Source organism: Ruegeria sp. CDSB086 (assembly GCF_059611065.1).
This window is the reverse complement of sequence record NZ_JBXWOV010000009.1, coordinates 67,600-87,139: the sequence shown is the minus strand read 5'-3', so window position 1 is coordinate 87,139 and position 19,540 is coordinate 67,600. Positions and strand designations below refer to the sequence as shown.

Below are 19,540 nucleotides of genomic sequence, written 5' to 3'. Positions count from 1 at the left end.
GGAGACCACCATGAGCAAACGATACGCCAAACTGGGACCCAGTGAGGGTCCCAACTATGACTGGGAAAATGACCACACCTTTGTGAAGGTGTCTGGTCAGGATACCGATGGCGCATACACGCTTATGGAAGATAATCTGAAGGCCAGCTTCGCGCTTGGCCTTCATCGCCATGACAACCATGCCGAAACCTTCTATTTTCTGGAAGGCGCGGTGGATTTCTACGTTGATGGCGGCTGGCATCGCTGTACTCCGGGCACAACCATGCATGTCCCGCCCGGAGTACCCCACGCGTGTCGCGTCGCCGATGGCGAGCCCGCCAGAATGCTGAAGATCTTTCAACCCTCGGGGTTCGACGGGTTTCTGGCTGAACTGGCAAAAATGACCGAGGCTGACTTTGCAGATGAGGCGAAAATGGCCGAGCTGAACGCGCGTTACGACATTGTGCCGATGGGGCCGGTTCCAGCCCATCCGGAAGACAGGGTCTAAAGATGACCACGCCCACGAAAATGTCCGGCGTTTACCTGACGCGCCACGGCGGTCCCGAAGCGCTGGAATGGCGCGAGGATATTCCGGTCCCAACGCCTGGTCCGGGGCAGGTTCTGGTTCGGGTCGCGGCTGCAGGGGTAAACAACACCGACATCAATACACGGGTCGGCTGGTATTCCTCGGACGTGACCGGGGCAACGGACGCCGTTGATCAGGATGTTGATGCCGGAGGCTGGGGAGGTGCGTTGCCGTTTCCGCGCATTCAGGGTGGCGATCTATGTGGGATAGTCGAATTGGCAGGGCAAGAGACCGGGTTTCAAGCCGGGCAACGGGTGACTTGCCCGATCAACTTGCCGCGCCCACGCCCCGGCAATCCGACTGACTTTATCGCATTAGGCTCTGAAATCGACGGAGCATTTGCGCAATATTGTCTGGTTCAGGCCGACGACCTGTACGACGTGACGACCTCACCTCTGTCAGATGTCGAAATCGCCGCCATCCCCTGTGCATTTGGCACAGCCGAAAATCTATTGACCCGTGCTGGCGTGACTGCCGGGCATAAGGTGCTGGTTACCGGTGCCTCGGGTGGCGTGGGCCTTGCCGCCGTGCAACTGGCGGCGCTACGTGGGGCGACGGTTTGGGGCGTTACGGGTTCAGCCAAGGCCGAGGTGGTCAAAGCGCAGGGTTCCGTGGACACCTTTGACCGCAACGCGACGCTGCCCAAGGGCATGTTCGACGTCGTGATCGACGTTGTCGGAGGCCCGGCCTGGCCCGGCCTGATCCTGGCCCTGAAACCCGGCGGTCATTATGCCGTTTCCGGGGCAATTGCAGGGCCGATAGTGCAGGCTGACCTGCGTGAGATCTACCTGCGCGACATCACGATTCACGGCTGCACACATCAGGCATTTGAAGTCTTTGGCCGCCTTGTCGAGATGATGAATGCGGGCCGCATCAAGCCTTTGGTTTCCAAGACCTATCCACTAAGAGACATCGCCAAGGCGCAGGAGGACTTTCAGTCCAAGGCGCTGCCGGGAAAACTCGTTCTAATTCCGTAGGAAGGTTGGCAAATGGCGGATATCACGCTTCTGGATGGCTCGATCGGGCAGGAACTGGTCAAACGCAGTGGGGACAAACCCACGCCGCTGTGGTCGACGCGCGTGATGATCGACCACCCGGAACTGGTGAAGGAGGTCCATGCCGAGTACTTCCGCCGTGGCGCGACGGTTGCAACGACTAACACCTACGCGGTCCATCGCTCTCGGCTGGAACGTCTGGATATGGAGGATCAACTGCCCGACCTAGTCCGTGCTGCGGTTACCCAGGCGAACCACGCACGCAAGGGCGGTTCCGGGCGCATCGCCGGGGCACTGGGTCCTTTGCTGGCGTCCTATCGCCCCGATCTGAACCCTGATGTGGAAGACGCCGCTGAAAAGTTTGCCGAGTTGGTTACCCTCATGTCCGATGACGTCGACCTATTCCTGATCGAAACCGTTTCCTCGGTACAAGAGGCCGAAGGGGCCCTGCGTGGTACGATCGATGCGGCCAAGCCGGTCTGGCTTGCGCTATCCGTTATGGATGATGACGGAACACGGCTGCGGTCTGGTGAACCGCTTGCCGATATTGCGCCTCTTGTGGATCGGTTTAACCCTGACGCTGTTCTGATAAACTGTTCGCGCCCCGAGGCTATTCCCGCCGCGCTCAAGGTCATAGCCACGATGAGGCGACCATTTGGGGCCTATGCAAACGGGTTCACAGGGATTGCACAGGATTTCCTGAAAGACGCGCCGACTGTCGACGTGTTGACGCAGCGCCACGATCTTGGACCTGAGGCTTATGCCGATCATGCCATGGAATGGGTAGCGCAGGGGGCAACGATTGTTGGCGGATGCTGCGAAGTCGGGCCGGATCACATAGAGATCCTTGCCGATCGATTGCGGTCCGCCGGGCACCGGATTGTCTGAGAGGAAAGTGATGCCATCGCCGTCGAACATCCCGGCTTCTAACGCGCAGCGACATTTCGACATCGTTGTCGCGCCGGGCTATGTGCTGCTGGAACTGGCGTCATTGGTTGAAGTGCTGCGGTTGGCCAACCGCGTTTGTCCGAGCCCGCCATTCACCTATGCCTATCGCTCTCTGAGGGGTGGCCCGGTCGCCAGCAGCAGCGAGGCGACGATCCAGACCGACCGCATTCCGTCGCAGCCCAACGCGGACTATTTGTTCGTCATCGGAAATTCCGACCCCGATCATCCTGATCTGTCTCTGGGGCGTGTTGTGTCGGATTATACTTTCCGCGGCGCACAGGTCTTTTTGCTGTCCGAAGCTGCAAGCCGCTATATCGACGAGCAGGGGACCGAGGACATGTCGACCCACTGGGAAAACGCGTCCTTCTTGCGTGAACGTCGCGCCCAGTTCGAGGCCAAACTGTCGATTGCAACAGAACAGGGCGCCGTGGTGACCTGCGCCGGGATGGAGGCCACTACCGATGTAGCGCTGGCCGTGATCGGGCGTCATATTTCCGGGCCAACAAGAATGACCGTGGCCGACATCATGCTGCACGAAAACATCCGGGATTTCTCGTCTCTCCAACCATTTTCCGGATCAAAGACCACCGCTACAGGTGACGCCAAGCTGGACCAGTGCATCAAAGTGATGCAGGCTAATATCGAAGACCCGCTGCCGATTAACGAAATCGTCGAAGCGCTAAAGCTTTCGAACCGGTCGCTGGAACGGAAATTCAAGAACTATTTCGGAACCACGCCAAACGGTTTTTATCGCGAAATGCGGCTGGCCAAGGCCAATAACCTGTTGCTGAACACAACGATGAGCGTGCGCGAAATCGGACTAGCCTGCGGTTTCCCCAACGGTTTCTCGTCGGTCTACAAAAGCTTTTTCGGCGTAACCCCCTTTGTGCTGAGACGCGAAAAACGGCAAGTCAAACAACGTTGATTTTTGCAAACGGGCTGACGTTTTTCGTGCATTCTGTGTCGCTCTTCCGTGTCATTTTGGGTGGAAACTCATAAAGCGGAATCATGAGAATGGCTGATCTTCCAAACAAGGCCCGTGTTGTCATCATCGGTGGCGGTGTCATCGGATGTTCGGTGGCATATCACCTGACCAAGAAAGGCTGGAAAGACGTTGTCCTGCTAGAGCGTAAGCAGCTGACCAGCGGCACGACCTGGCATGCGGCGGGTCTGATCGCTCAGCTGCGCGCAACGGCGAACATGACAAAGCTGGCGAAGTACAGCCAGGAACTCTATGGTTCGCTCGAAGAAGAAACCGGTGTGGCCACAGGCTTTAAACGCTGTGGATCAATCACTGTTGCGCTAACCGAAGAGCGCAAAGAAGAGATCTACCGTCAGGCGGCCATGGCGCGCGCTTTCGGCGTCGAGGTCGAAGAAATCGAGAATGAACGTGTTCAGGAGCTGTATCCCCACATCAACCTCGAAGGCGTGAAGGGTGCTGTTTACTTACCGCTGGATGGTCAGGGTGACCCGGCCAACATTGCCTTAGCGCTGGCAAAGGGCGCCCGTCAGCGTGGCGGTATCGTCAAAGAACGTGTGAAAGTCACCGACATCGTCAAGCAGGGCCGCAAGGTAACCGGCGTTGACTGGGTCGCAGATGACGGCAGCGCTTCGGGTCATATCGAATGCGACATGGTGGTGAACTGCGCCGGTATGTGGGGGCATCAGGTCGGCCAGATGGCTGGCGTGAACGTGCCGTTGCACGCCTGCGAACACTTCTACATCGTTACCGAAAATATCGACGGTTTGACCCAGCTGCCGGTACTGCGCGTTCCCGATGAATGCGCGTATTACAAAGAGGACGCAGGCAAAATCCTGTTGGGTGCATTTGAACCGAATGCCAAGCCCTGGGCGATGGACGGTATTCCTGACACCTTTGAATTCGACCAGTTGCCCGAGGATTTCGACCATTTCGAACCGATCCTCGAAGCTGCGTGTGAACGTATGCCGATGCTGGCCGAAGCGGGTATTCACACCTTCTTCAACGGGCCCGAGTCGTTTACCCCCGATGACGCCTATCATCTGGGCCTCGCGCCTGAGATGGACAATGTCTGGGTCGCGGCGGGCTTCAACTCGATCGGCATCCAGTCCGCCGGTGGCGCTGGCATGGCGCTGGCCGAATGGATGGATAGCGGTGAAAAACCGTTCGATCTGGGAGACGTGGACATCAGCCGGATGCAGCCGTTCCAGGGCAATAAGCAGTACCTGTTTGAGCGCTCGAAAGAGACTCTGGGTTTGCTCTATGCCGACCATTACCCCTATCGCCAAAAGGCCACTGCGCGCGGCGTGCGTCGGACCCCATTCCACCACCACCTGCTAGAACAGGGCGCGGTCATGGGCGAGTTGGCGGGTTGGGAACGTGCCAACTGGTTCGCGAATGAAGGGCAGGAGCGCGAGTATCAGTACAGCTGGAAACGCCAGAACTGGTTCGAGAACTCGGCTGCCGAGCATAAAGCCGTGCGCGAGAATGTCGGCATGTATGACATGTCGTCCTTTGGCAAAATCCGCGTTGACGGCCCCGATGCCGAAGCATTCATGAACTATATCGGTGGCGGCGATTACTCGGTCCCGAATGGCAAGATCGTCTATACTCAGTTCCTTAACCGCGCAGGCGGGATTGAGGCGGACGTGACTGTCACCCGCCTGACCGAGACCGCTTATCTGGTGGTGACCCCGGCAGCGACCCGTTTGTCTGACCAGACCTGGATGCAGCGCCATGCGGGCAACTTCAACGTCGTCGTCACCGATGTTACGGCGGGTGAGGGTGTTCTGGCCATTATGGGTCCAAATGCGCGTACGCTGCTTGAAAAGGTCTCGTCCAACGATTTCACCAACGCGACCAACCCGTTCGGCACCGCACAAGAAATCGAGATCGGCATGGGCCTGGCCCGCGCTCACCGTGTGACCTACGTGGGAGAACTTGGCTGGGAAATCTACGTCTCGTCTGACATGGCGGGACATGTGTTCGAAACCCTGCACGAGGCCGGACAGGACATGGGGCTAAAACTATGCGGCATGCATATGATGGACAGCGCACGGATCGAAAAGGGGTTTCGCCACTTCGGCCACGACATCACTTGTGAGGACCATGTGGTCGACGCCGGTCTTGGTTTTGCGGTCAAGGTCGACAAGGGCAGCGATTTCATCGGGCGTGAGGCGGTGATTGCGCGCAAGGAAAGCGGACCGCAAAACCGCCTTGTTCAGTTCAAGCTGACCGATCCGGAACCGCTGTTGTTCCATAACGAGCCGATCATCCGGGATGGCGAGTATGTGGGCTATCTGTCCTCAGGCAACTATGGCCACACGCTGGGCGGTGCGATCGGTCTGGGTTATGTGCCTTGCGAAGGCGAAAAGGCGGCTGACGTTTTGGCTTCGACCTACGAGATCGATGTCTGCGGTGTGAAGGTGAAAGCCGAAGCATCACTCAAGCCGATGTACGACCCAAAATCCGAGCGCGTTAAAGTTTAGCGCCAAGGTTTGACACACGGGGCGCTGCGGCGCCCCGTTTTATTGGTACATATCAATTTTCTTGATGCGACCGTTCACGGTTTTCGCAGTTTCCAAACCCTCCGGAACAGCCGTATAGACAAACGGTATCACCCGGAGATCCATGATGGCGGACGTCGCAACATCACCCCAGAATGAGGACACGCCAAAAGGATTGGCTCTGGCGGTGACCGCCTACGTTCTATGGGGTTTCCTGCCGCTTTACATGAAAGCTCTGGCGCATATCGGGCCGGTCGAGATCGTGGCGCATAGGATTGTATGGTCGGTGCCTGTGGCCGGGCTGTTGCTGGTGGCGCTAGGGCGAACCGGGGATTTGAAGGCTGCCTTGCAAAACCCGAAAATGCTGGGCATGGCCTGTCTGACAGCGGCTTTGATCTCGGTGAATTGGGCCATTTACGTCTGGGCGATTGCCAGCGGTAACGCATTGGACGCAGCGTTGGGCTATTACATCAACCCGCTGTTCAGCATTGCGCTAGGGGCGATCCTGTTACGTGAGCCTTTGAATCGTACGCAATTGGCGGCAGTGGGGTTAGCTGCTTTGGGTGTGTTGGTATTGATCGTCGAAGCGGGTCGGTTGCCGTGGGCCGCGCTGGCTCTGACGGTCAGTTGGGGGTTTTATGCTTTCTTCAAACGCTCGCTGCCCATCGGCCCCAATCAGGGCTTTCTGCTAGAGGTTCTGATCCTGCTGATCCCAGCCTTGGTCTACATCACCTGGTTGGGGGCAAAAGGAACCGGCCACTTTGGCGCTGCCGCTGGGGACACCATGCTGCTGGCCTGTGCCGGCATTGTCACCGCTGTTCCGCTGCTGGTCTATGCCAACGGGGCCAAATTGGTGCGGTTGTCCACAATGGGAATCCTGCAGTATATCGCGCCGACGATGATCTTTATCACGGCGATTACCGTGTTTGGGGAACAGATCGATCGGGGCCGGATGATCGCCTTCCCGCTGATCTGGGCGGCTTTGGTGGTCTATACGATCCCGATGATCCGCCAGATGCGGGGTCAGCGCTGATGCAATAAGTCGGCCGCGGCCTCCGCCCACAAGCGATAGGCTTTGGGGCTTGGGTGATATCCGTCCGGAGCAGCCAGTGCCGGGTCATCCGGAAACTCCAATGAAAGGTGCCGGGCTTGCGGGAATGTCGCAGAGGCCTTTTGCAAACCCCGATCCAGCCGGGCCGCCTGTCGCCCCAGTGCCCAGGCCAGCGGTTGGGGCAGGGCCGGAAAACGGTTCATCTGTGGCACGGCGGTGACCACGACACGTCGAACACCCAGATTGCTCGTCAGATGATCCAGAAGCTGGGTCTGCAAACCCGTGAACTTTTGCCGGGATACTCCACGCGTGACGTCGTTTACACCCAAGGCAGTCACGGCGGCGTCATAGCTGCCTTCAAGGCGGTTCAATCGTTCCAGCGTATCCTGTGTTGTGTGACCCGTCGTCGCCTCCAGTCGCCACTCCACGCTGTAATGGCGGGCCAACCGCGCCACGAGAAACCCCGAAAGCGCCTGTTGCTGTCGCCCCGCCCCCACACCTGCTGCCGAGCTGTCACCAGCGATGAGCAGTCGCAACCGGGGGCCGCGCCCTTCGCGCCCTTGGCGCGGGCCGGACGGTTCGGGCAGTAGCTGAGCGTTACGACGCACGGAAATCGCCTGTGCTGCCAGAACCGGCAACAGTGGGACACGCAATATCTGATCGGCGGCAATCGGGGCAGTCATGGTTAGCCGAGCGCGTTTTTGTATTCGAGGAAGCGGGCGTCCGTCATAACCCGAGCCATCATCGCCTCGCGCAGGGTACCAATGGTCTTGTAAGGGCGCATGACGACCTCGAATTCCTGTATCAGACCCTCATCGTTCAATGTGATCAGATCGACGCCGACCGCGTCCAGATCCCCGACCTTGCATTGAAATTCCAACGCCCAATCATTGCCTTCACCCATAATCCGGCGATAGCGGAAGTCGGAAAACACCTGTCCCACGTGACCCAGAACAGCCGCCACCGGTTCGCGTCCGGTCCAGGTGCTGTAGTAAGTTGGCGGGGAAAACCGTACGTCTTCGGCCAGCAATTCGTGGATCAGGGTTTCATCGCCCTTGGCGACAACGTCTTGCATGCGCGCGATTGTGGGGTGCATGGTCTCTCCTCTGCTTTGGGTCCGAGAGTTGCTGAACCGATCCGTTCAGGCAAGGCCGACGTTGCGGGAACCAAATCCGTGCGTTAGGCAGGCGCGCATGAGCGAAACCTATAATCCCCCGAATACGCCGTTGGATGTGCTGCATGAGGATGCACAGCTGATCGTGGTGAATAAGCCCTCGGGGTTGTTGTCTGTGCCGGGGCGTGGCGCGCATCTGGCCGATTGCCTGTTGACCCGCGTGCAGGCGGCGTTTCCTCAGGCTTTGCTGGTGCATCGGTTGGATCGGGATACCTCGGGTGTCATGGTGTTTGCCCAGTCACCGCACGCACAGCGGCATCTGAGCATGCAGTTTGAAAAGCGCCAGACCCGAAAAACCTATGTTGCGCGCGTTTGGGGGCGCATCGAGCAAAAGTCAGGAACCGTCGATCTGCCGTTGATCGTGGATTGGCCCAACCGCCCGCGCCAGATGGTATGTCACGAGACTGGCAAACCCGCCGTCACTGACTGGCGGTTTGTGAAATTCGAAGGTGAGACAACGCGCGTCCGATTGTTCCCCAAAACGGGCAGGTCGCATCAACTGCGCGTTCATATGCTGGCGCTGGGCCACCCCATTCTGGGCGATCCGTTCTACGCCGAGGGCGAAGCGCGCAAATTCCCGCGTCTGATGCTGCATTCTGAGGAACTGCGCCTGAAAAGCCCCGAGGGCGGAGTTTCGATGAAATTCCGCGCCCCGGCTGATTTCTAACCTCAGGCCGTGCTTGTCCACAGCATCTTGAGGTTGCCTAGCGAGAACCGTTTGGTCCGTTTGCGCGGTGCGCAGGGCTGACGGGCAGCCATAATTTCACGTTCGATCTCGAACGCGCGCAAAGTGTGATCCTGCGCCCAGCGGTCCAGTTTCAATGTCATCATCACGTGATTGTCGAGGTATGGCATGGTCGACCTCCTTTGGTTTGTTTCCCAAAGATCGCAGATCACTCCTGACACCACCCTGTCAGTGGGGTGTGCTAGGATGTCAGCAGACCGCCCGGAGAACCTTATGCGCCGCTCAACCCGCCTTTTTGAAATCATCCAGATCTTGCGTTCGGCCGAAATGCCTGTGACGGCGGAGGCACTGGCAGAAAAGCTGGAAGTGTCAGCGCGTACCGTCTATCGCGATATCGCCGCTTTGCAGGCACAGCGAACCCCGATCGAGGGTGAAGCCGGCGTGGGATACTTGATGCGGCGGGGATATGACCTGCCACCCTTGAATTTCGACGCTGAAGAGGTCGAGGCGCTGTGGGTCGGGTTGTCGATGCTGGCGCGCACCGGGGATAGCACCCTGCAACAAGCTGCGGACCGTGTTTGCCGCAAGATCGACGCTTTGCGCGCGCCTGCGGATTGGCTGCAAGTCGCCCCATGGGGTGCACCGTTGGATGATCCGGCCAAGGGGTGCGTGCCTGTCGTAAACTATCGCGAGGCCATCCGCTCTGAACGCAAAATTCTCATCACCTATGTGAATGCCCAAGGTGAGCGAACCGAGCGGATCGTCAGACCTGTCGCCCTGATCTACCACATTGAATGCACGATGTTGGCGGCGTGGTGCGAGCTGAGGAATGGGTTTCGCCATTTTCGTACGGATCGCATTTGGGCCTGCGACGTTACAGACGATCATTTCTGCGGGCAGGGGGAGCCACTGCGGGCTATCTGGCAAGACCAGAACCAATTGGATCCTGTTGAACGGCGGTAATTTGCCGACTTCACCCGATTGTTGCTTGAGCCTAAGATAAGGTAACGCGATATACTGCGCCAAACAAAGCGGGTTCGGTGAACGGGCCCCAGAGCAGAAGGTGATTTCATGACGATTTCCAAGAGTGTTCTTGCCGCAGGGCTGTGTTCGGCCATGTTTTTGGGGGCCTGTACGGACCCCGGCACGTTGAACCTGCCCTCGGACCCGAACCAGAACGCCAAGCAGGGTGCACTCCTTGGCGGTCTGATCGGCGCAGGTGTCGGCGCGATTGCCAATGGATCTGATCCGCTTTTGGGTGCGGTGGCAGGCGGTGCGATCGGTGCGGCAGGGGGTGGCCTGATCGGCAACCAACTGGATAGACAAGCCACAGAACTGCGTCAGCAACTGGCCAATCAGGGCATCATCGTTACCAACGCGGGCGACCGACTGATTGTGACCGTCCCGAATGATATCACCTTTGACACCGACAGCGCGACCGTGCGCCCGGCACTGCGGGCCGATCTGGTCCGGGTGGGGCAGAATCTGGTGAATTACCCCAACTCGAACGTGCAGGTCATCGGCAATACCGACAGCGACGGCGACGCCGCGTATAATCAGGGCCTGTCCGAACGCCGTGCGCGGTCTGTCGCGGATATTCTTCAGGCAAATGGCGTAAGCGGTGCACGCATCTCGACCATCGGCCAGGGCGAAAACCGCCCGATTGCCTCTAACCTGACGCCCGAGGGGAAGGCCCAGAACCGCCGGGTCGACATAGAGATCATTCCGAACGGAAACACATAATGACATGGGCACTTTCGGGTGCCCATTTTTCGCACATTGACTGCGCGTCATCCGGTCTTTGGTGCGCGCGAAAGTTACGCTAGCTATTGGGAAACACCCGAACCGGAGTTTCCCAATGTCTGACCCCATACTTCTGAGCCTGTCCGGCTCATTGCGCCAAAGCGCGACCAACCGCAAATTGTTGCGCGAAGCGGCCCGGCTGTTCGAGCCGGGGACACATATCGAAGCCGATCTGAACCTGCCGCTTTATGATGGTGATCTTGAGGATGGCGAGGGCATTCCTGCCGCAGTGCAAACCTTGTCCGATCAGATTGCGCAGGCTGATGCCGTGATCATTTCCACTCCGGAATACAACAAAGGCCCGTCGGGTGTTCTGAAAAACGCTTTGGACTGGGTCAGCCGAACCGATGGCCGCCCCTGGGCCGACAAACCGGTTGCCGTGATGTCAGCCGCCGCAGGGCGTGCGGGTGGCGAGCGGGCGCAGATGGTTCTGCGCGGCTATATGGTTCCGTTCCAGCCTCGTATCTTGCAGGGGCCAGAGATTCATCTCGCGAGCAGTTCGAACGAGTTTGACGAGCAGGGGAAATTGCTGAGCGACCGTTACGAAAGTTCTCTGCGGACACTCATGCAGAAACTACGTGCTGAGTCCGGGTTCTAAGATCGAGAGGTTGCTTGCCGGGTCTGGTCCGTCTGCATAGTCTGCCGCCATGACTGACGAAATACAGACCGATGTGATGGACCCGGCCCGCGCCTCTGCGCTGCTGGCTGCGCTTGGTTCCCATAAGAAATTCGATGCGGGCGATCAACTGCCGCTGTTCTTTCACCAGCTGTATTTCTGGTCGCCTCAGCCGCCTGCCAATTTGGGGCGGGACGGGCATCCAAAGGTTGGGGGCGGTCTGATCCCCGATATGGGCTTGCAACGTCGGATGTGGGCCGGGGGACGGTTGCAGTTTCACGCGCCGCTGGTCGCGGGTTCAAAAGCCGTGCGCCGGTCTGTTCTTGAAAGTGCGGCGACAAAAACCGGACGGACGGGACCGCTGGGGTTTGTTACCCTGCGACACGAGATTTCTCAGGACGGTCAATTGTGTCTGAGCGAATGGCAGGATCTGGTCTATCGGCCTGACCCTTCGGATACTGACATCAAGCCCAAGGCACCCGTGGCCCGTACCGATGAAACCCACAGGCGAGACGTCACTTTCGACAGCACGTTTTTGTTCCGATACTCGGCGCTGACCTTCAATGGGCACCGTATCCATTACGATTTGGACTACGCGCGGGATGTCGAAGGCTATGACGGCCTGGTCGTTCATGGCCCTTTGCTGGCACAATTATTGATGCTGTTTGCCGAGGATCTGGCAGGTCCCTTGGCTCAGTTTTCATTTCGCGCGTCATCGCCGCTAATGCACTCTGAGACGGCGACCTTGTGCTGGAATGGCCAAGCGATGTGGGTGCGCGGACCAGATGGGCGGCAATGCATGTCCGCCGAGTTTGTCCCGCGATCAGAGTGATGCTTCGGGTCTGAAATCACTCGGGATCGCGTCCCGGTTCTCAAGAACCAGATCCGCCATGACCTCAGCTACTTTCGGGGCCATGCCAAAGCCGATCTTGAAACCACCATTGGCAATGAATTGACCTTTGTGTACCGGGTGCGCGCCCAGCATCGGTGCGCGGCTTTTGCTGCGCGGCCGTACACCCGCCCATCGTTCGATGACCTCTGCGCCATGCAGGACGGGAACGGCCCGCATCGCCCGGTCTAAAACGTCATCCAGAGCCGCGTCCGTGCTGGTCGGATCGTCATAGTCACGCTCCGAGGTCGAACCGATTGCCAACGTCCCGTCCGCATGCGGTATGAAGTGGATTGTGTCCGCAAACAGTTGTGGAACCTCTCCCGCATCAAACCGCAGAAGTGCGGCTTGACCCTTGACGCCGTTGCCAACGGTTTTGCCAAAAGCCTCGGTCAGTTCCTGCAGACCGGCAAGGCCGGTGGCATGGACAACCTGTCCGCGATCTGGTGCGTCGGCTACGACCTCGACCCCCATCACCGCCAGTGCGGCAACCAATGCAGCACAGGCCCGGCGGGGATGCATGCGTGCGCTGAGTGTATCATGGACGACAAAGCCCGTGGGGCTGGGTGGGCACCAAGCACCGATTGCGGCTGTTTCAACAACGCTCCATTTGGCGCGGGCTTGCCACAGTTCCGCTGCTGTGATGGCGCGCGCATGGGCAAGATCCAGTGTTCGGGTGTCGGCGATGGGTTGCAGCCGTCCCAGCCGCGCATATCCGGGTGAGACACCGCCTGTGGCCTCGACCTGTTTCCAGAATGGTTCGGCCATGATCAGGCTGTCGAACTGAAACGCCTTCTTGGCATTCCAGTTTTCGGGCACATGCGGTGCCAGTGCGCCAACCAGGCCGCCGCTGGATCCGGCTCCGGGACCAAAAGGGTCGACGATCTGCACCTTTGCGCCTCGCCGTGCGCAGGTCCAGGCGATTGACAGGCCGAAAATCCCTGCACCGCGCACCGTCACATCGACCATTGCCATTCCCCTTTACCTTGTTCAGTGTCGCGCCGCTTAGCTACAGGATTCCCCGATGGCAGACCAGCGTGCCGAACTGACATGGACTGAGGATCAGATCCCGGTCTCGGATCGTTTCGACGATCCGTATTTCTCGTTGCAAAACGGGCTGGAAGAGACGCGGCATGTGTTTCTGGCGGGCAATGAGCTGCCTGCGCGGTTCGCACCTGGCTTCCACATTGCTGAATTGGGCTTTGGCACCGGGTTGAACATGCTGACTGTCTGGTCAGAGTGGGAGAGATCGGGCCAGACCACGCCGCTGTCCTTTACCAGTTTTGAGGCCTATCCGATGGCACCCGCGGACATGTCCCGAGCGCTGGCGGCCTTTCCTGAACTTGCGCCTTGGTCTGACCGGTTCCTTGCGCAATGGGAGGGCGGCACATGTGATTTGGGCACCCTGCGGCTGGAGGTTGTTGAAGGCGATGCACGTCAAACCCTGCAAGCATGGGAAGGTGCCGCCGATGCGTGGTTCTTGGATGGGTTCTCTCCGGCTAAAAACCCCGAATTATGGGGTGCAGACCTGATGCAGCAAGTCGCCGACCACACGGCCACTGGCGGAACGGCGGCAACGTATACAGCCGCCGGGTTCGTGCGACGGGGGCTTGAGGACGCCGGTTTCACAGTTACACGCGCACCCGGTTATGGCCGCAAGCGCCACATGACCCGGGCGGTCAAATCATGACGCAGCAGAACAATACGCGCGCCGGGATTGCGTTGATGATCGGGGCGACCATCGTCTTCGCACTGCAGGATGGTATTTCGCGCCATCTGGCGGGAACATACAACACATACATGGTGGTGATGATCCGCTATTGGTTCTTCGCCGCCTTTGTCATCGCTTTGGCCGCACGTGCGCCCGGCGGATTGAAGGCCACCACCCAGACAAGCCAGCTGAAGCTGCAGATATTTCGTGGCCTTCTGCTGGCGGCCGAGATCTGTGTCGCGGTGTTCAGTTTCACTGTTCTGGGCCTGATCGACGCGATGGCCGTATTCATCTGCTACCCGTTGTTGATCGCCGCTCTCAGCGGGCCGGTATTGGGCGAACAGGTCGGCTGGCGACGCTGGGCCGCAATCGGCGTTGGGTGCATCGGTGTTCTGATCATTCTCCAGCCCGGCGTGGGTGTCTTTAACCCTTGGGCCATTGTACCGCTGATCTCGGCTTTCATGTTTGCAGTCTATGGTTTGCTGACCCGTTACGTGTCCCGCCGGGACAATTCCGCCACCAGCTTTTTCTGGACGGGCGTCAGCGGTGCCGTCGCCATGACGCTAGTGGGAATGTGGTTCTGGGAACCGATGGCCCAAACGGATTGGGCCTGGATGGCGCTGCTATGCGTGAGCGGCGTTCTTGGACACTGGTTGCTGATCAAATGCTATGAGATGGCCGAGGCCAGCGCGGTGCAGCCCTTCGCCTATTTCCACTTGGTCTGGAGCGCGATCCTGGGAATCTCGGTCTTTGGTGAAACGCTGCGCCCCGAAGTGGTCATAGGCGCAGCGCTGGTTGTCGCCGCTGGGCTGTTCACCCTATGGCGCGAAAGACGCCAGCGTTGACCCGACCAGTTCCTGCGAGAACGGGATCGGCAAGGCAGGTTGGCCAAGACGGGCGCGATAGACCGGCAGGCTTTCCGACACACGCATCACGTAGTTGCGGGTCTCGCTGAACGGGATCGCCTCAATCCAGTCGACCACGTCGATTTCACCTGCGCGCGGGTCGCCATAGCGATCCATCCACGACATCGGCCGACGCGGACCTGCGTTATATCCGGCCGCCATCATCACGACGTTTCCGTTGAAATCAGCGGCCAGACCGGACAGGTAATTGGCACCCAACTTGGCATTATATTGCCAATCCGAGGTCAGCTTGATCGTCTTGTGGCCGCTTAGGATACCCAATTCCTTGGCCACAAGCTTTGCCGTGGCCGGCATGACCTGCATCAGCCCGCGCGCTCCGGCTCCACTGATCACAACGGGGTCAAACTCGCTTTCCCGACGGGCAATGGCCAGTGTCATTTCCTTGGCCATGGGCAGACCCATGTCGGCAACCGGGTGTACCGGATAATACGCGGCTGGCAAAACCAGGCCGACTGTTGCAGCGCGTTTGGCGATCATCACGGCCAGATGCGGCTGTTTTAACTCGATCACCAAATCGCCCAACTGATTGGCCTGAACCGGGTCCAACCCTTCAACCAGATGGGTCAGGAACCGTTCAGACAGGGTGTCTTCGTCAGCCTTCAGCAGCAGTAGCCCCGCCTCCAGTACACTTGAATTGGAGAACTCAGCTTGCTTCCAGTGTGGCGCCCGGCGGGGGGTGGCCAGTTCACTATCGAAAGGACGCCCAATCTGTTCCGCCGCCAGCAAGCCGTAGAAAGAGGATTGATAATCTGCACCCATTGCATAGGCGTCATAGGCTTTTTCGGCGTCACCATGGGCCGCATAGGCACGACCCAACCAATACCCGGCGCGTCCTTTCGAAATCGGCGATTTCACCGCGTCCGAGAAGTTCTGGAAATGCCGGATCGCGGTCGCAGGATCATTCAGCTTCCGCAAGGCCAGAAACCCGGAAAGCCACTCCAGATCCGCATAGCCATAACCCATTTCTGGCGTCATGTGGTGATTGGCAGCAATCTGATAAGCGCGGTTCTGGTCCCCATTTCGCATCTCAAGTCGGGCCAACCGGCGGCGGCCTTCGGCCCATTTGTCAGGTTCTCCCAACGCATCAGGGCCGGAAGAACGCGCCAGCATCAAGTCAATCGCGCTGTCGTCCAGTTCTTTCTTGTCACGCCAGACGAACCTGTCAAAAGCCAAGCCCGGTGAATCACCCAGCGATTTCGGAACTGCCGCCACCTTGCCGTCGACGCCGAGTTGCCGTTTCTGAAGGCCGATCCGCGCCTCAGCCAGTTTACGCTGATCAGCGCTGACCAGCGGCAGCATCTGACCTGCGCTGACAAGGTGGTTGTCCCATAGCATCCGATCCAGACGGGCAGCGTGATGGGGTTTCAGAAGTTTTCCAAAGTTCTCAAGATAGTCTTTTTGCAGACCCGAGCCCATTGGCATCGTCCGCCAGGCCGCGACGATATCGGCCTCGGCATCTCCCTGACGACCCTTTGCCTTCAATGCGACTGCATAGTTCAACGCACCCTCTGCGGTTTGCGGCGGCTGTTCGGCATAGAATCTAAGAACGCGGTCCGGATCGGCGCCAGTAAAGGCGGGCTCACTTTTACGCCGCAACCAAGCCAGACCAGGCCAGTCTGGACGACGATCCAAAAACACCAGAACGTCACCCGAACTGCCAAACCCTTCGCGCAGCCAGTGCCAAACGATGATGTCCCGAGACACTGAACCCCGCGCACCAGAAACACGCAGGGCTTCATTCCAGTCCCCCTTGCGCATTTCATTCATGCCGGCCCGCAGATCACCTGCGGCGTCGGCCCGCACTTGTGTGCCCGAAATCAGAATTACGACCGTCAAAAACGCCAGAAAGCGTGTCATCCCTTGCATTTCCCAACCAACCAAGGATACAGCCATTCAGGATAAAGCTTGCGCCGTCGGGTTCAACTCAAGAAAGACAGATTTCTGGCAAACCGAGGCGTAAAAATTACAAACTGCACCTAAGGAGCGTGTCATGTTCAAAGGCTCTATGCCAGCCCTCGTCACACCGTTTAGCAACGGCGAGTTGGACCTGAAGACGCTCAAACACTTGGTGGAATGGCAGATTCAGGAAGGCTCCACCGGACTGGTTCCCGTTGGCACCACCGGCGAAAGCCCCACTCTGAGCCACGAAGAGCATGAAACTGTTGTCGACGAGGTTGTCAAAGCCTCGGCTGGTCGTGTTCCTGTGATCGCAGGTGCCGGGTCAAACAACACTGTTGAGGCCATCCGGTTTGTGCGATTCGCGCAGAAAGTAGGCGCCGATGCAGCTCTGGTCGTGACGCCATATTACAACAAGCCCACGCAAAAGGGTCTGCTGATGCATTTCCGTGCGCTGCATGATTGCGCGGATATTCCGATCATCATCTACAACATTCCCGGTCGGTCAATCATCGACATGACCCCTGAAACCATGGGTGAGTTGGCGAAACTGCCACGCATCGTCGGTGTAAAGGACGCAACCGGAGATCTGGCCCGCGTCAGCCAACAGCGCGCGTCCTGCGGCCCGGACTTTTGCCAGTTGTCAGGCGAGGACGCGACGGCGCTTGGTTTCAACGCGCATGGCGGTGTGGGCTGTATTTCGGTCACCGCGAACGTCGCACCCAAACTGTGTGCCGAATTCCAGCAGGCGACGCTGAACGGCGACTATGCCAAAGCGTTGGAGTATCAGGACCGCCTGATGCCCCTGCACGAAGCGATCTTTATCGAGCCCGGCCTCGTGGGTGCCAAATACGCGCTCAGCAAATTGGGTCTGTGCAGCGAAGAAGTCCGCTCGCCCCTGTCCGGGCTGGAAAGCAGCACCAAATCCGCGATTGACGCGGCGCTCCAGCACGCAGGCCTTATCTAAGGCGAATTCAAAAAAGAAAAAAGGCGGCCTCGAACCTCGAGCGCCGCCTTTTTTGTTCCGGTTCCAGACTTCATCTGGCCCAAAATATCCCGGGGGCGTCGCGGCTTGCCGCGACGGGGGCAGAGCCCCCTATCGTTTTCCGTAATACAGTCCAACGACATGCTCGGCCTGCGCAAAGAAAAGCCAGCGCGATGTGGCAACGCCGGCAAGGTGCGACGCCACGGCCAGCAGTGCAAAGAAGTGGCCGAACGGCAGTAGCAGCAGGATAACCGGCAGGACAAACGCCAACACAAACGAGATGATGCGCAGCTTTTCAGCATGCTTGCGGCCAACGACGTGAACGAATTCACGAAGCAAATAGTTGGTGCCGGTATGAGGAGGCTCGAATGCGCGCACGGTGCCGCGATCGCCCAATCCGGTAGCCGTGCCCAGATTTGTGCCGGACTCCTCCAGCGCTTTGTCGCCCTTTTTCCAATACAATATCTGCACCAGCGCCGCGATCAGCAGCAGCGGCAGCGCTACCCGGACCTGCCCGGCCAGCAGGGCACCGCCTGCAAGGCTGAAGCTGAGGAACATGGCCGGAGTCAGGTTCATATTCCAGCGGGGAATGGTTTTGAGCTGCGTGTAGATCATCGACGTGGTGAAGACGGTCAGTAGCGAGAACAGCGCACCGATCCAGCCAAGAATGCTCCAGCGTTGGCCCAGGAAGATCACGCCAATCGCATAAAGCCCCATGACGATCAGAGCGATGACCGCGCACCAGCCTTCGCGACTGAGCCAGCTGGTCTTCCATTGCGTAAACGCTTTCCAGGCCCGCTCGGGGTGGCCAAGGTGAAAGGTGGACGCCATCAGGCCGCCAACGGACAGGGCGTAGGCGATGGCGAAAAAGACAAAAGCGACCCAGCCAGAGACGTCTGGCAGACCGAGGCTCAAAAAGAACAACAGTCCAAAGCCAAGACCCGACAGGGTGGTGAAAATGATGACGGAAGGTGCTGGATGCATCAGAGCTTCTCCAAGGTCTTGTCCAGCCAACTAAGGAACCCTTTGGGCTCTTCAGCGACCGGGGCCAGCAACGGGGCCAGGATGTCGATCTGATCTTCGACGTTATCCTTGGGCCGTGGCGGCAGGTATTTGTTGACTGGTTTGGTGCCCATTTCCGGCATCAGATCCATGCCACCGCGTTCGGCGACCAGTTTGCTGACATCGCTGTCCGCATCGCCCAGATCACCGAAGTGGCGCGCGCCTGCGGGACAGGTGCGTACGCAAGACGGAACACGGTCTACTTCCGGCAGGTTTTCGTTGTAGATACGGTCAACGCAGAGGGTGCATTTCTTCATCACCCCTTCGGCCTGATCCAGTTCACGTGCGCCGTAGGGGCAAGACCACGCGCACAGGCCACAGCCGATGCAGTCGCTTTCATTGACCAGAACGATGCCGTCCTCGACCCGCTTGTAGCTGGCCCCTGTGGGGCAAACGGTGACGCAAGGCGCGTCCTCGCAGTGCAAGCAGGATTTGGGGAAGTGGATCAGCTGGGCGTGACCTTCCGCCGGTTGCACCTCATAGGAATGCACCCGGTTCAGGAAAGTGCCGGACGGGTTGGCACCATAAGCGTCCTGATCGGATAGCGGCGCGCCGTAGTTTTCCGTGTTCCAGCCTTTGCATGAGATGACGCAGGCGTGGCAGCCAACGCAGGTGTCCAGGTCGATGACCAGACCCATCTTGCGGTCGGTGGATGTGGGGAGCTGGGTCATGACTACCTTGCCTCCGCTTTTGTGGTGAGGGCGGACTGGGGTGCTGCCCCAGACCCCGCGATATTTTTGGCCAGATG

The 19,540-nt window shown here is 58.9% G+C and carries 21 protein-coding genes; 14 read left to right on the top strand and 7 right to left on the bottom strand.

Annotated features, from left to right (window positions below; translation table 11 throughout):
- The first annotated feature begins 10 nt into the window (after positions 1–10).
- The 6 genes from AC2FIO_RS18015 to rarD all read left to right on the top strand — a co-directional run bounded on the left by AC2FIO_RS18015 (position 11) and on the right by rarD (position 7,027).
- The gene (locus tag AC2FIO_RS18015; RefSeq protein WP_496699374.1) at positions 11–487 is read left to right on the top strand and encodes a cupin domain-containing protein; all 477 of its coding nucleotides are present in this window, start codon (positions 11–13) and stop codon (positions 485–487) included.
- A 2-nt stretch (positions 488–489) separates the two neighbouring features.
- Positions 490–1,542, top strand: a complete 1,053-nt coding sequence (locus AC2FIO_RS18010) for an alcohol dehydrogenase family protein (RefSeq protein ID WP_496699372.1) — start codon at positions 490–492, stop codon at positions 1,540–1,542.
- Between the two features lie 12 nt (positions 1,543–1,554).
- Positions 1,555–2,448, top strand: coding sequence for a homocysteine S-methyltransferase family protein (locus tag AC2FIO_RS18005; protein ID WP_496699370.1), 894 nt, complete (start codon positions 1,555–1,557; stop codon positions 2,446–2,448).
- A gap of 10 nt (positions 2,449–2,458) precedes the next feature.
- Entirely contained in the window at positions 2,459–3,433 is a 975-nt protein-coding gene (locus tag AC2FIO_RS18000; protein ID WP_282120297.1) for a GlxA family transcriptional regulator, read from the top strand.
- An 89-nt stretch (positions 3,434–3,522) separates the two neighbouring features.
- Complete coding sequence (locus tag AC2FIO_RS17995; protein WP_496699367.1) at positions 3,523–5,976, top strand: GcvT family protein; 2,454 nt, start codon at positions 3,523–3,525, stop codon at positions 5,974–5,976.
- A gap of 145 nt (positions 5,977–6,121) precedes the next feature.
- On the top strand, positions 6,122–7,027 hold the full coding sequence (gene rarD, locus AC2FIO_RS17990; protein ID WP_108861142.1) for an EamA family transporter RarD: 906 nt from the start codon (positions 6,122–6,124) through the stop codon (positions 7,025–7,027).
- Here the strand turns inward: rarD and AC2FIO_RS17985 are convergent.
- Together AC2FIO_RS17985 and AC2FIO_RS17980 are read right to left on the bottom strand one after the other, a co-directional pair.
- The gene (locus AC2FIO_RS17985; protein WP_496699365.1) at positions 7,018–7,728 is read right to left on the bottom strand and encodes an SGNH/GDSL hydrolase family protein; all 711 of its coding nucleotides are present in this window, start codon (positions 7,726–7,728) and stop codon (positions 7,018–7,020) included. The genes rarD and AC2FIO_RS17985 overlap by 10 nt on opposite strands.
- Positions 7,729–7,730: 2 nt before the next feature.
- The gene (locus tag AC2FIO_RS17980) at positions 7,731–8,141 is read right to left on the bottom strand and encodes a nuclear transport factor 2 family protein (protein ID WP_496699363.1); all 411 of its coding nucleotides are present in this window, start codon (positions 8,139–8,141) and stop codon (positions 7,731–7,733) included.
- Between the two features lie 97 nt (positions 8,142–8,238).
- On the opposite strand from AC2FIO_RS17980, the gene AC2FIO_RS17975 reads away from it, so the two are divergent.
- Entirely contained in the window at positions 8,239–8,886 is a 648-nt protein-coding gene (locus AC2FIO_RS17975; RefSeq protein ID WP_496699361.1) for an RluA family pseudouridine synthase, read from the top strand.
- A 2-nt stretch (positions 8,887–8,888) separates the two neighbouring features.
- Here the strand turns inward: AC2FIO_RS17975 and AC2FIO_RS17970 are convergent, their stop codons facing one another.
- Entirely contained in the window at positions 8,889–9,074 is a 186-nt protein-coding gene (locus tag AC2FIO_RS17970; RefSeq protein ID WP_058272537.1) for a hypothetical protein, read from the bottom strand.
- A gap of 103 nt (positions 9,075–9,177) precedes the next feature.
- Here AC2FIO_RS17970 and AC2FIO_RS17965 point away from each other — a divergent pair, with 103 nt between their 5' ends.
- The 4 genes from AC2FIO_RS17965 (at position 9,178) to AC2FIO_RS17950 (ending at position 12,155) form a co-directional block, all read left to right on the top strand.
- On the top strand, positions 9,178–9,867 hold the full coding sequence (locus AC2FIO_RS17965; RefSeq protein ID WP_496699359.1) for a helix-turn-helix transcriptional regulator: 690 nt from the start codon (positions 9,178–9,180) through the stop codon (positions 9,865–9,867).
- A 108-nt stretch (positions 9,868–9,975) separates the two neighbouring features.
- Complete coding sequence (locus tag AC2FIO_RS17960; RefSeq protein WP_282152999.1) at positions 9,976–10,647, top strand: YiaD family glycine zipper/OmpA-like lipoprotein; 672 nt, start codon at positions 9,976–9,978, stop codon at positions 10,645–10,647.
- Positions 10,648–10,762: 115 nt separating this feature from the next.
- Positions 10,763–11,305 (top strand): NADPH-dependent FMN reductase, encoded by a 543-nt coding sequence (locus AC2FIO_RS17955; protein ID WP_496699356.1) that lies wholly within the window; start codon positions 10,763–10,765, stop codon positions 11,303–11,305.
- Between the two features lie 49 nt (positions 11,306–11,354).
- Positions 11,355–12,155 carry an HTD2 family dehydratase gene (locus tag AC2FIO_RS17950; RefSeq protein WP_496699354.1) on the top strand — a complete coding sequence of 267 codons (801 nt, stop codon included), beginning with the start codon at positions 11,355–11,357 and terminating at the stop codon, positions 12,153–12,155.
- Here the strand turns inward: AC2FIO_RS17950 and AC2FIO_RS17945 are convergent.
- Complete coding sequence (locus tag AC2FIO_RS17945) at positions 12,147–13,187, bottom strand: NAD(P)/FAD-dependent oxidoreductase (protein WP_496699352.1); 1,041 nt, start codon at positions 13,185–13,187, stop codon at positions 12,147–12,149. The two genes, AC2FIO_RS17950 and AC2FIO_RS17945, sit on opposite strands and share 9 nt — an antisense overlap.
- Before the next feature lie 49 nt (positions 13,188–13,236).
- Here AC2FIO_RS17945 and mnmC2 point away from each other — a divergent pair, with 49 nt between their 5' ends.
- Positions 13,237–13,902 carry a tRNA (5-methylaminomethyl-2-thiouridine)(34)-methyltransferase MnmC2 gene (mnmC2, locus tag AC2FIO_RS17940; protein WP_496699350.1) on the top strand — a complete coding sequence of 222 codons (666 nt, stop codon included), beginning with the start codon at positions 13,237–13,239 and terminating at the stop codon, positions 13,900–13,902.
- A complete protein-coding gene (locus AC2FIO_RS17935) occupies positions 13,899–14,768 on the top strand; it encodes a DMT family transporter (RefSeq protein ID WP_282120289.1) in 870 nt (289 codons plus the stop codon). Before mnmC2 ends, AC2FIO_RS17935 begins: the two co-directional genes overlap by 4 nt.
- Here the strand turns inward: AC2FIO_RS17935 and AC2FIO_RS17930 are convergent.
- Positions 14,742–16,706, bottom strand: coding sequence for a lytic transglycosylase domain-containing protein (locus tag AC2FIO_RS17930; RefSeq protein ID WP_496699528.1), 1,965 nt, complete (start codon positions 16,704–16,706; stop codon positions 14,742–14,744). The two genes, AC2FIO_RS17935 and AC2FIO_RS17930, sit on opposite strands and share 27 nt — an antisense overlap.
- A gap of 133 nt (positions 16,707–16,839) precedes the next feature.
- Between AC2FIO_RS17930 and dapA the strand changes: the two genes are divergently transcribed.
- Complete coding sequence (gene dapA / locus AC2FIO_RS17925) at positions 16,840–17,712, top strand: 4-hydroxy-tetrahydrodipicolinate synthase (RefSeq protein ID WP_496699347.1); 873 nt, start codon at positions 16,840–16,842, stop codon at positions 17,710–17,712.
- A 129-nt stretch (positions 17,713–17,841) separates the two neighbouring features.
- Here dapA and AC2FIO_RS17920 read toward each other — a convergent pair whose 3' ends face one another.
- Positions 17,842–18,714 (bottom strand): dimethyl sulfoxide reductase anchor subunit family protein, encoded by an 873-nt coding sequence (locus AC2FIO_RS17920; protein WP_496699345.1) that lies wholly within the window; start codon positions 18,712–18,714, stop codon positions 17,842–17,844.
- Complete coding sequence (locus tag AC2FIO_RS17915; protein ID WP_108861155.1) at positions 18,714–19,463, bottom strand: 4Fe-4S dicluster domain-containing protein; 750 nt, start codon at positions 19,461–19,463, stop codon at positions 18,714–18,716. The genes AC2FIO_RS17920 and AC2FIO_RS17915 overlap by 1 nt, the downstream gene beginning before the upstream one ends.
- Between the last annotated feature and the right edge of the window lie 77 nt (positions 19,464–19,540).

What these genes read in the sequence shown, in the direction of transcription:
- AC2FIO_RS17930 (WP_496699528.1), bottom strand. Translation starts at nt 16,706, where the DNA reads ATGACACGCTTTCTGGCGTTTTTGACGGTCGTAATTCTGATTTCGGGC.
- AC2FIO_RS17975 (WP_496699361.1), top strand. Translation starts at nt 8,239, where the DNA reads ATGAGCGAAACCTATAATCCCCCGAATACGCCGTTGGATGTGCTGCAT.
- AC2FIO_RS17955 (WP_496699356.1), top strand. Translation starts at nt 10,763, where the DNA reads ATGTCTGACCCCATACTTCTGAGCCTGTCCGGCTCATTGCGCCAAAGC.
- AC2FIO_RS17985 (WP_496699365.1), bottom strand. Translation starts at nt 7,728, where the DNA reads ATGACTGCCCCGATTGCCGCCGATCAGATATTGCGTGTCCCACTGTTG.
- dapA (WP_496699347.1), top strand. Translation starts at nt 16,840, where the DNA reads ATGTTCAAAGGCTCTATGCCAGCCCTCGTCACACCGTTTAGCAACGGC.
- AC2FIO_RS18005 (WP_496699370.1), top strand. Translation starts at nt 1,555, where the DNA reads ATGGCGGATATCACGCTTCTGGATGGCTCGATCGGGCAGGAACTGGTC.
- AC2FIO_RS17960 (WP_282152999.1), top strand. Translation starts at nt 9,976, where the DNA reads ATGACGATTTCCAAGAGTGTTCTTGCCGCAGGGCTGTGTTCGGCCATG.
- AC2FIO_RS17980 (WP_496699363.1), bottom strand. Translation starts at nt 8,141, where the DNA reads ATGCACCCCACAATCGCGCGCATGCAAGACGTTGTCGCCAAGGGCGAT.
- AC2FIO_RS17920 (WP_496699345.1), bottom strand. Translation starts at nt 18,714, where the DNA reads ATGCATCCAGCACCTTCCGTCATCATTTTCACCACCCTGTCGGGTCTT.
- rarD (WP_108861142.1), top strand. Translation starts at nt 6,122, where the DNA reads ATGGCGGACGTCGCAACATCACCCCAGAATGAGGACACGCCAAAAGGA.
- AC2FIO_RS17970 (WP_058272537.1), bottom strand. Translation starts at nt 9,074, where the DNA reads ATGCCATACCTCGACAATCACGTGATGATGACATTGAAACTGGACCGC.
- AC2FIO_RS17965 (WP_496699359.1), top strand. Translation starts at nt 9,178, where the DNA reads ATGCGCCGCTCAACCCGCCTTTTTGAAATCATCCAGATCTTGCGTTCG.
- AC2FIO_RS17945 (WP_496699352.1), bottom strand. Translation starts at nt 13,187, where the DNA reads ATGGCAATGGTCGATGTGACGGTGCGCGGTGCAGGGATTTTCGGCCTG.
- mnmC2 (WP_496699350.1), top strand. Translation starts at nt 13,237, where the DNA reads ATGGCAGACCAGCGTGCCGAACTGACATGGACTGAGGATCAGATCCCG.
- AC2FIO_RS17935 (WP_282120289.1), top strand. Translation starts at nt 13,899, where the DNA reads ATGACGCAGCAGAACAATACGCGCGCCGGGATTGCGTTGATGATCGGG.
- AC2FIO_RS17995 (WP_496699367.1), top strand. Translation starts at nt 3,523, where the DNA reads ATGGCTGATCTTCCAAACAAGGCCCGTGTTGTCATCATCGGTGGCGGT.
- AC2FIO_RS18000 (WP_282120297.1), top strand. Translation starts at nt 2,459, where the DNA reads ATGCCATCGCCGTCGAACATCCCGGCTTCTAACGCGCAGCGACATTTC.
- AC2FIO_RS17950 (WP_496699354.1), top strand. Translation starts at nt 11,355, where the DNA reads ATGACTGACGAAATACAGACCGATGTGATGGACCCGGCCCGCGCCTCT.
- AC2FIO_RS17915 (WP_108861155.1), bottom strand. Translation starts at nt 19,463, where the DNA reads ATGACCCAGCTCCCCACATCCACCGACCGCAAGATGGGTCTGGTCATC.
- AC2FIO_RS18015 (WP_496699374.1), top strand. Translation starts at nt 11, where the DNA reads ATGAGCAAACGATACGCCAAACTGGGACCCAGTGAGGGTCCCAACTAT.
- AC2FIO_RS18010 (WP_496699372.1), top strand. Translation starts at nt 490, where the DNA reads ATGACCACGCCCACGAAAATGTCCGGCGTTTACCTGACGCGCCACGGC.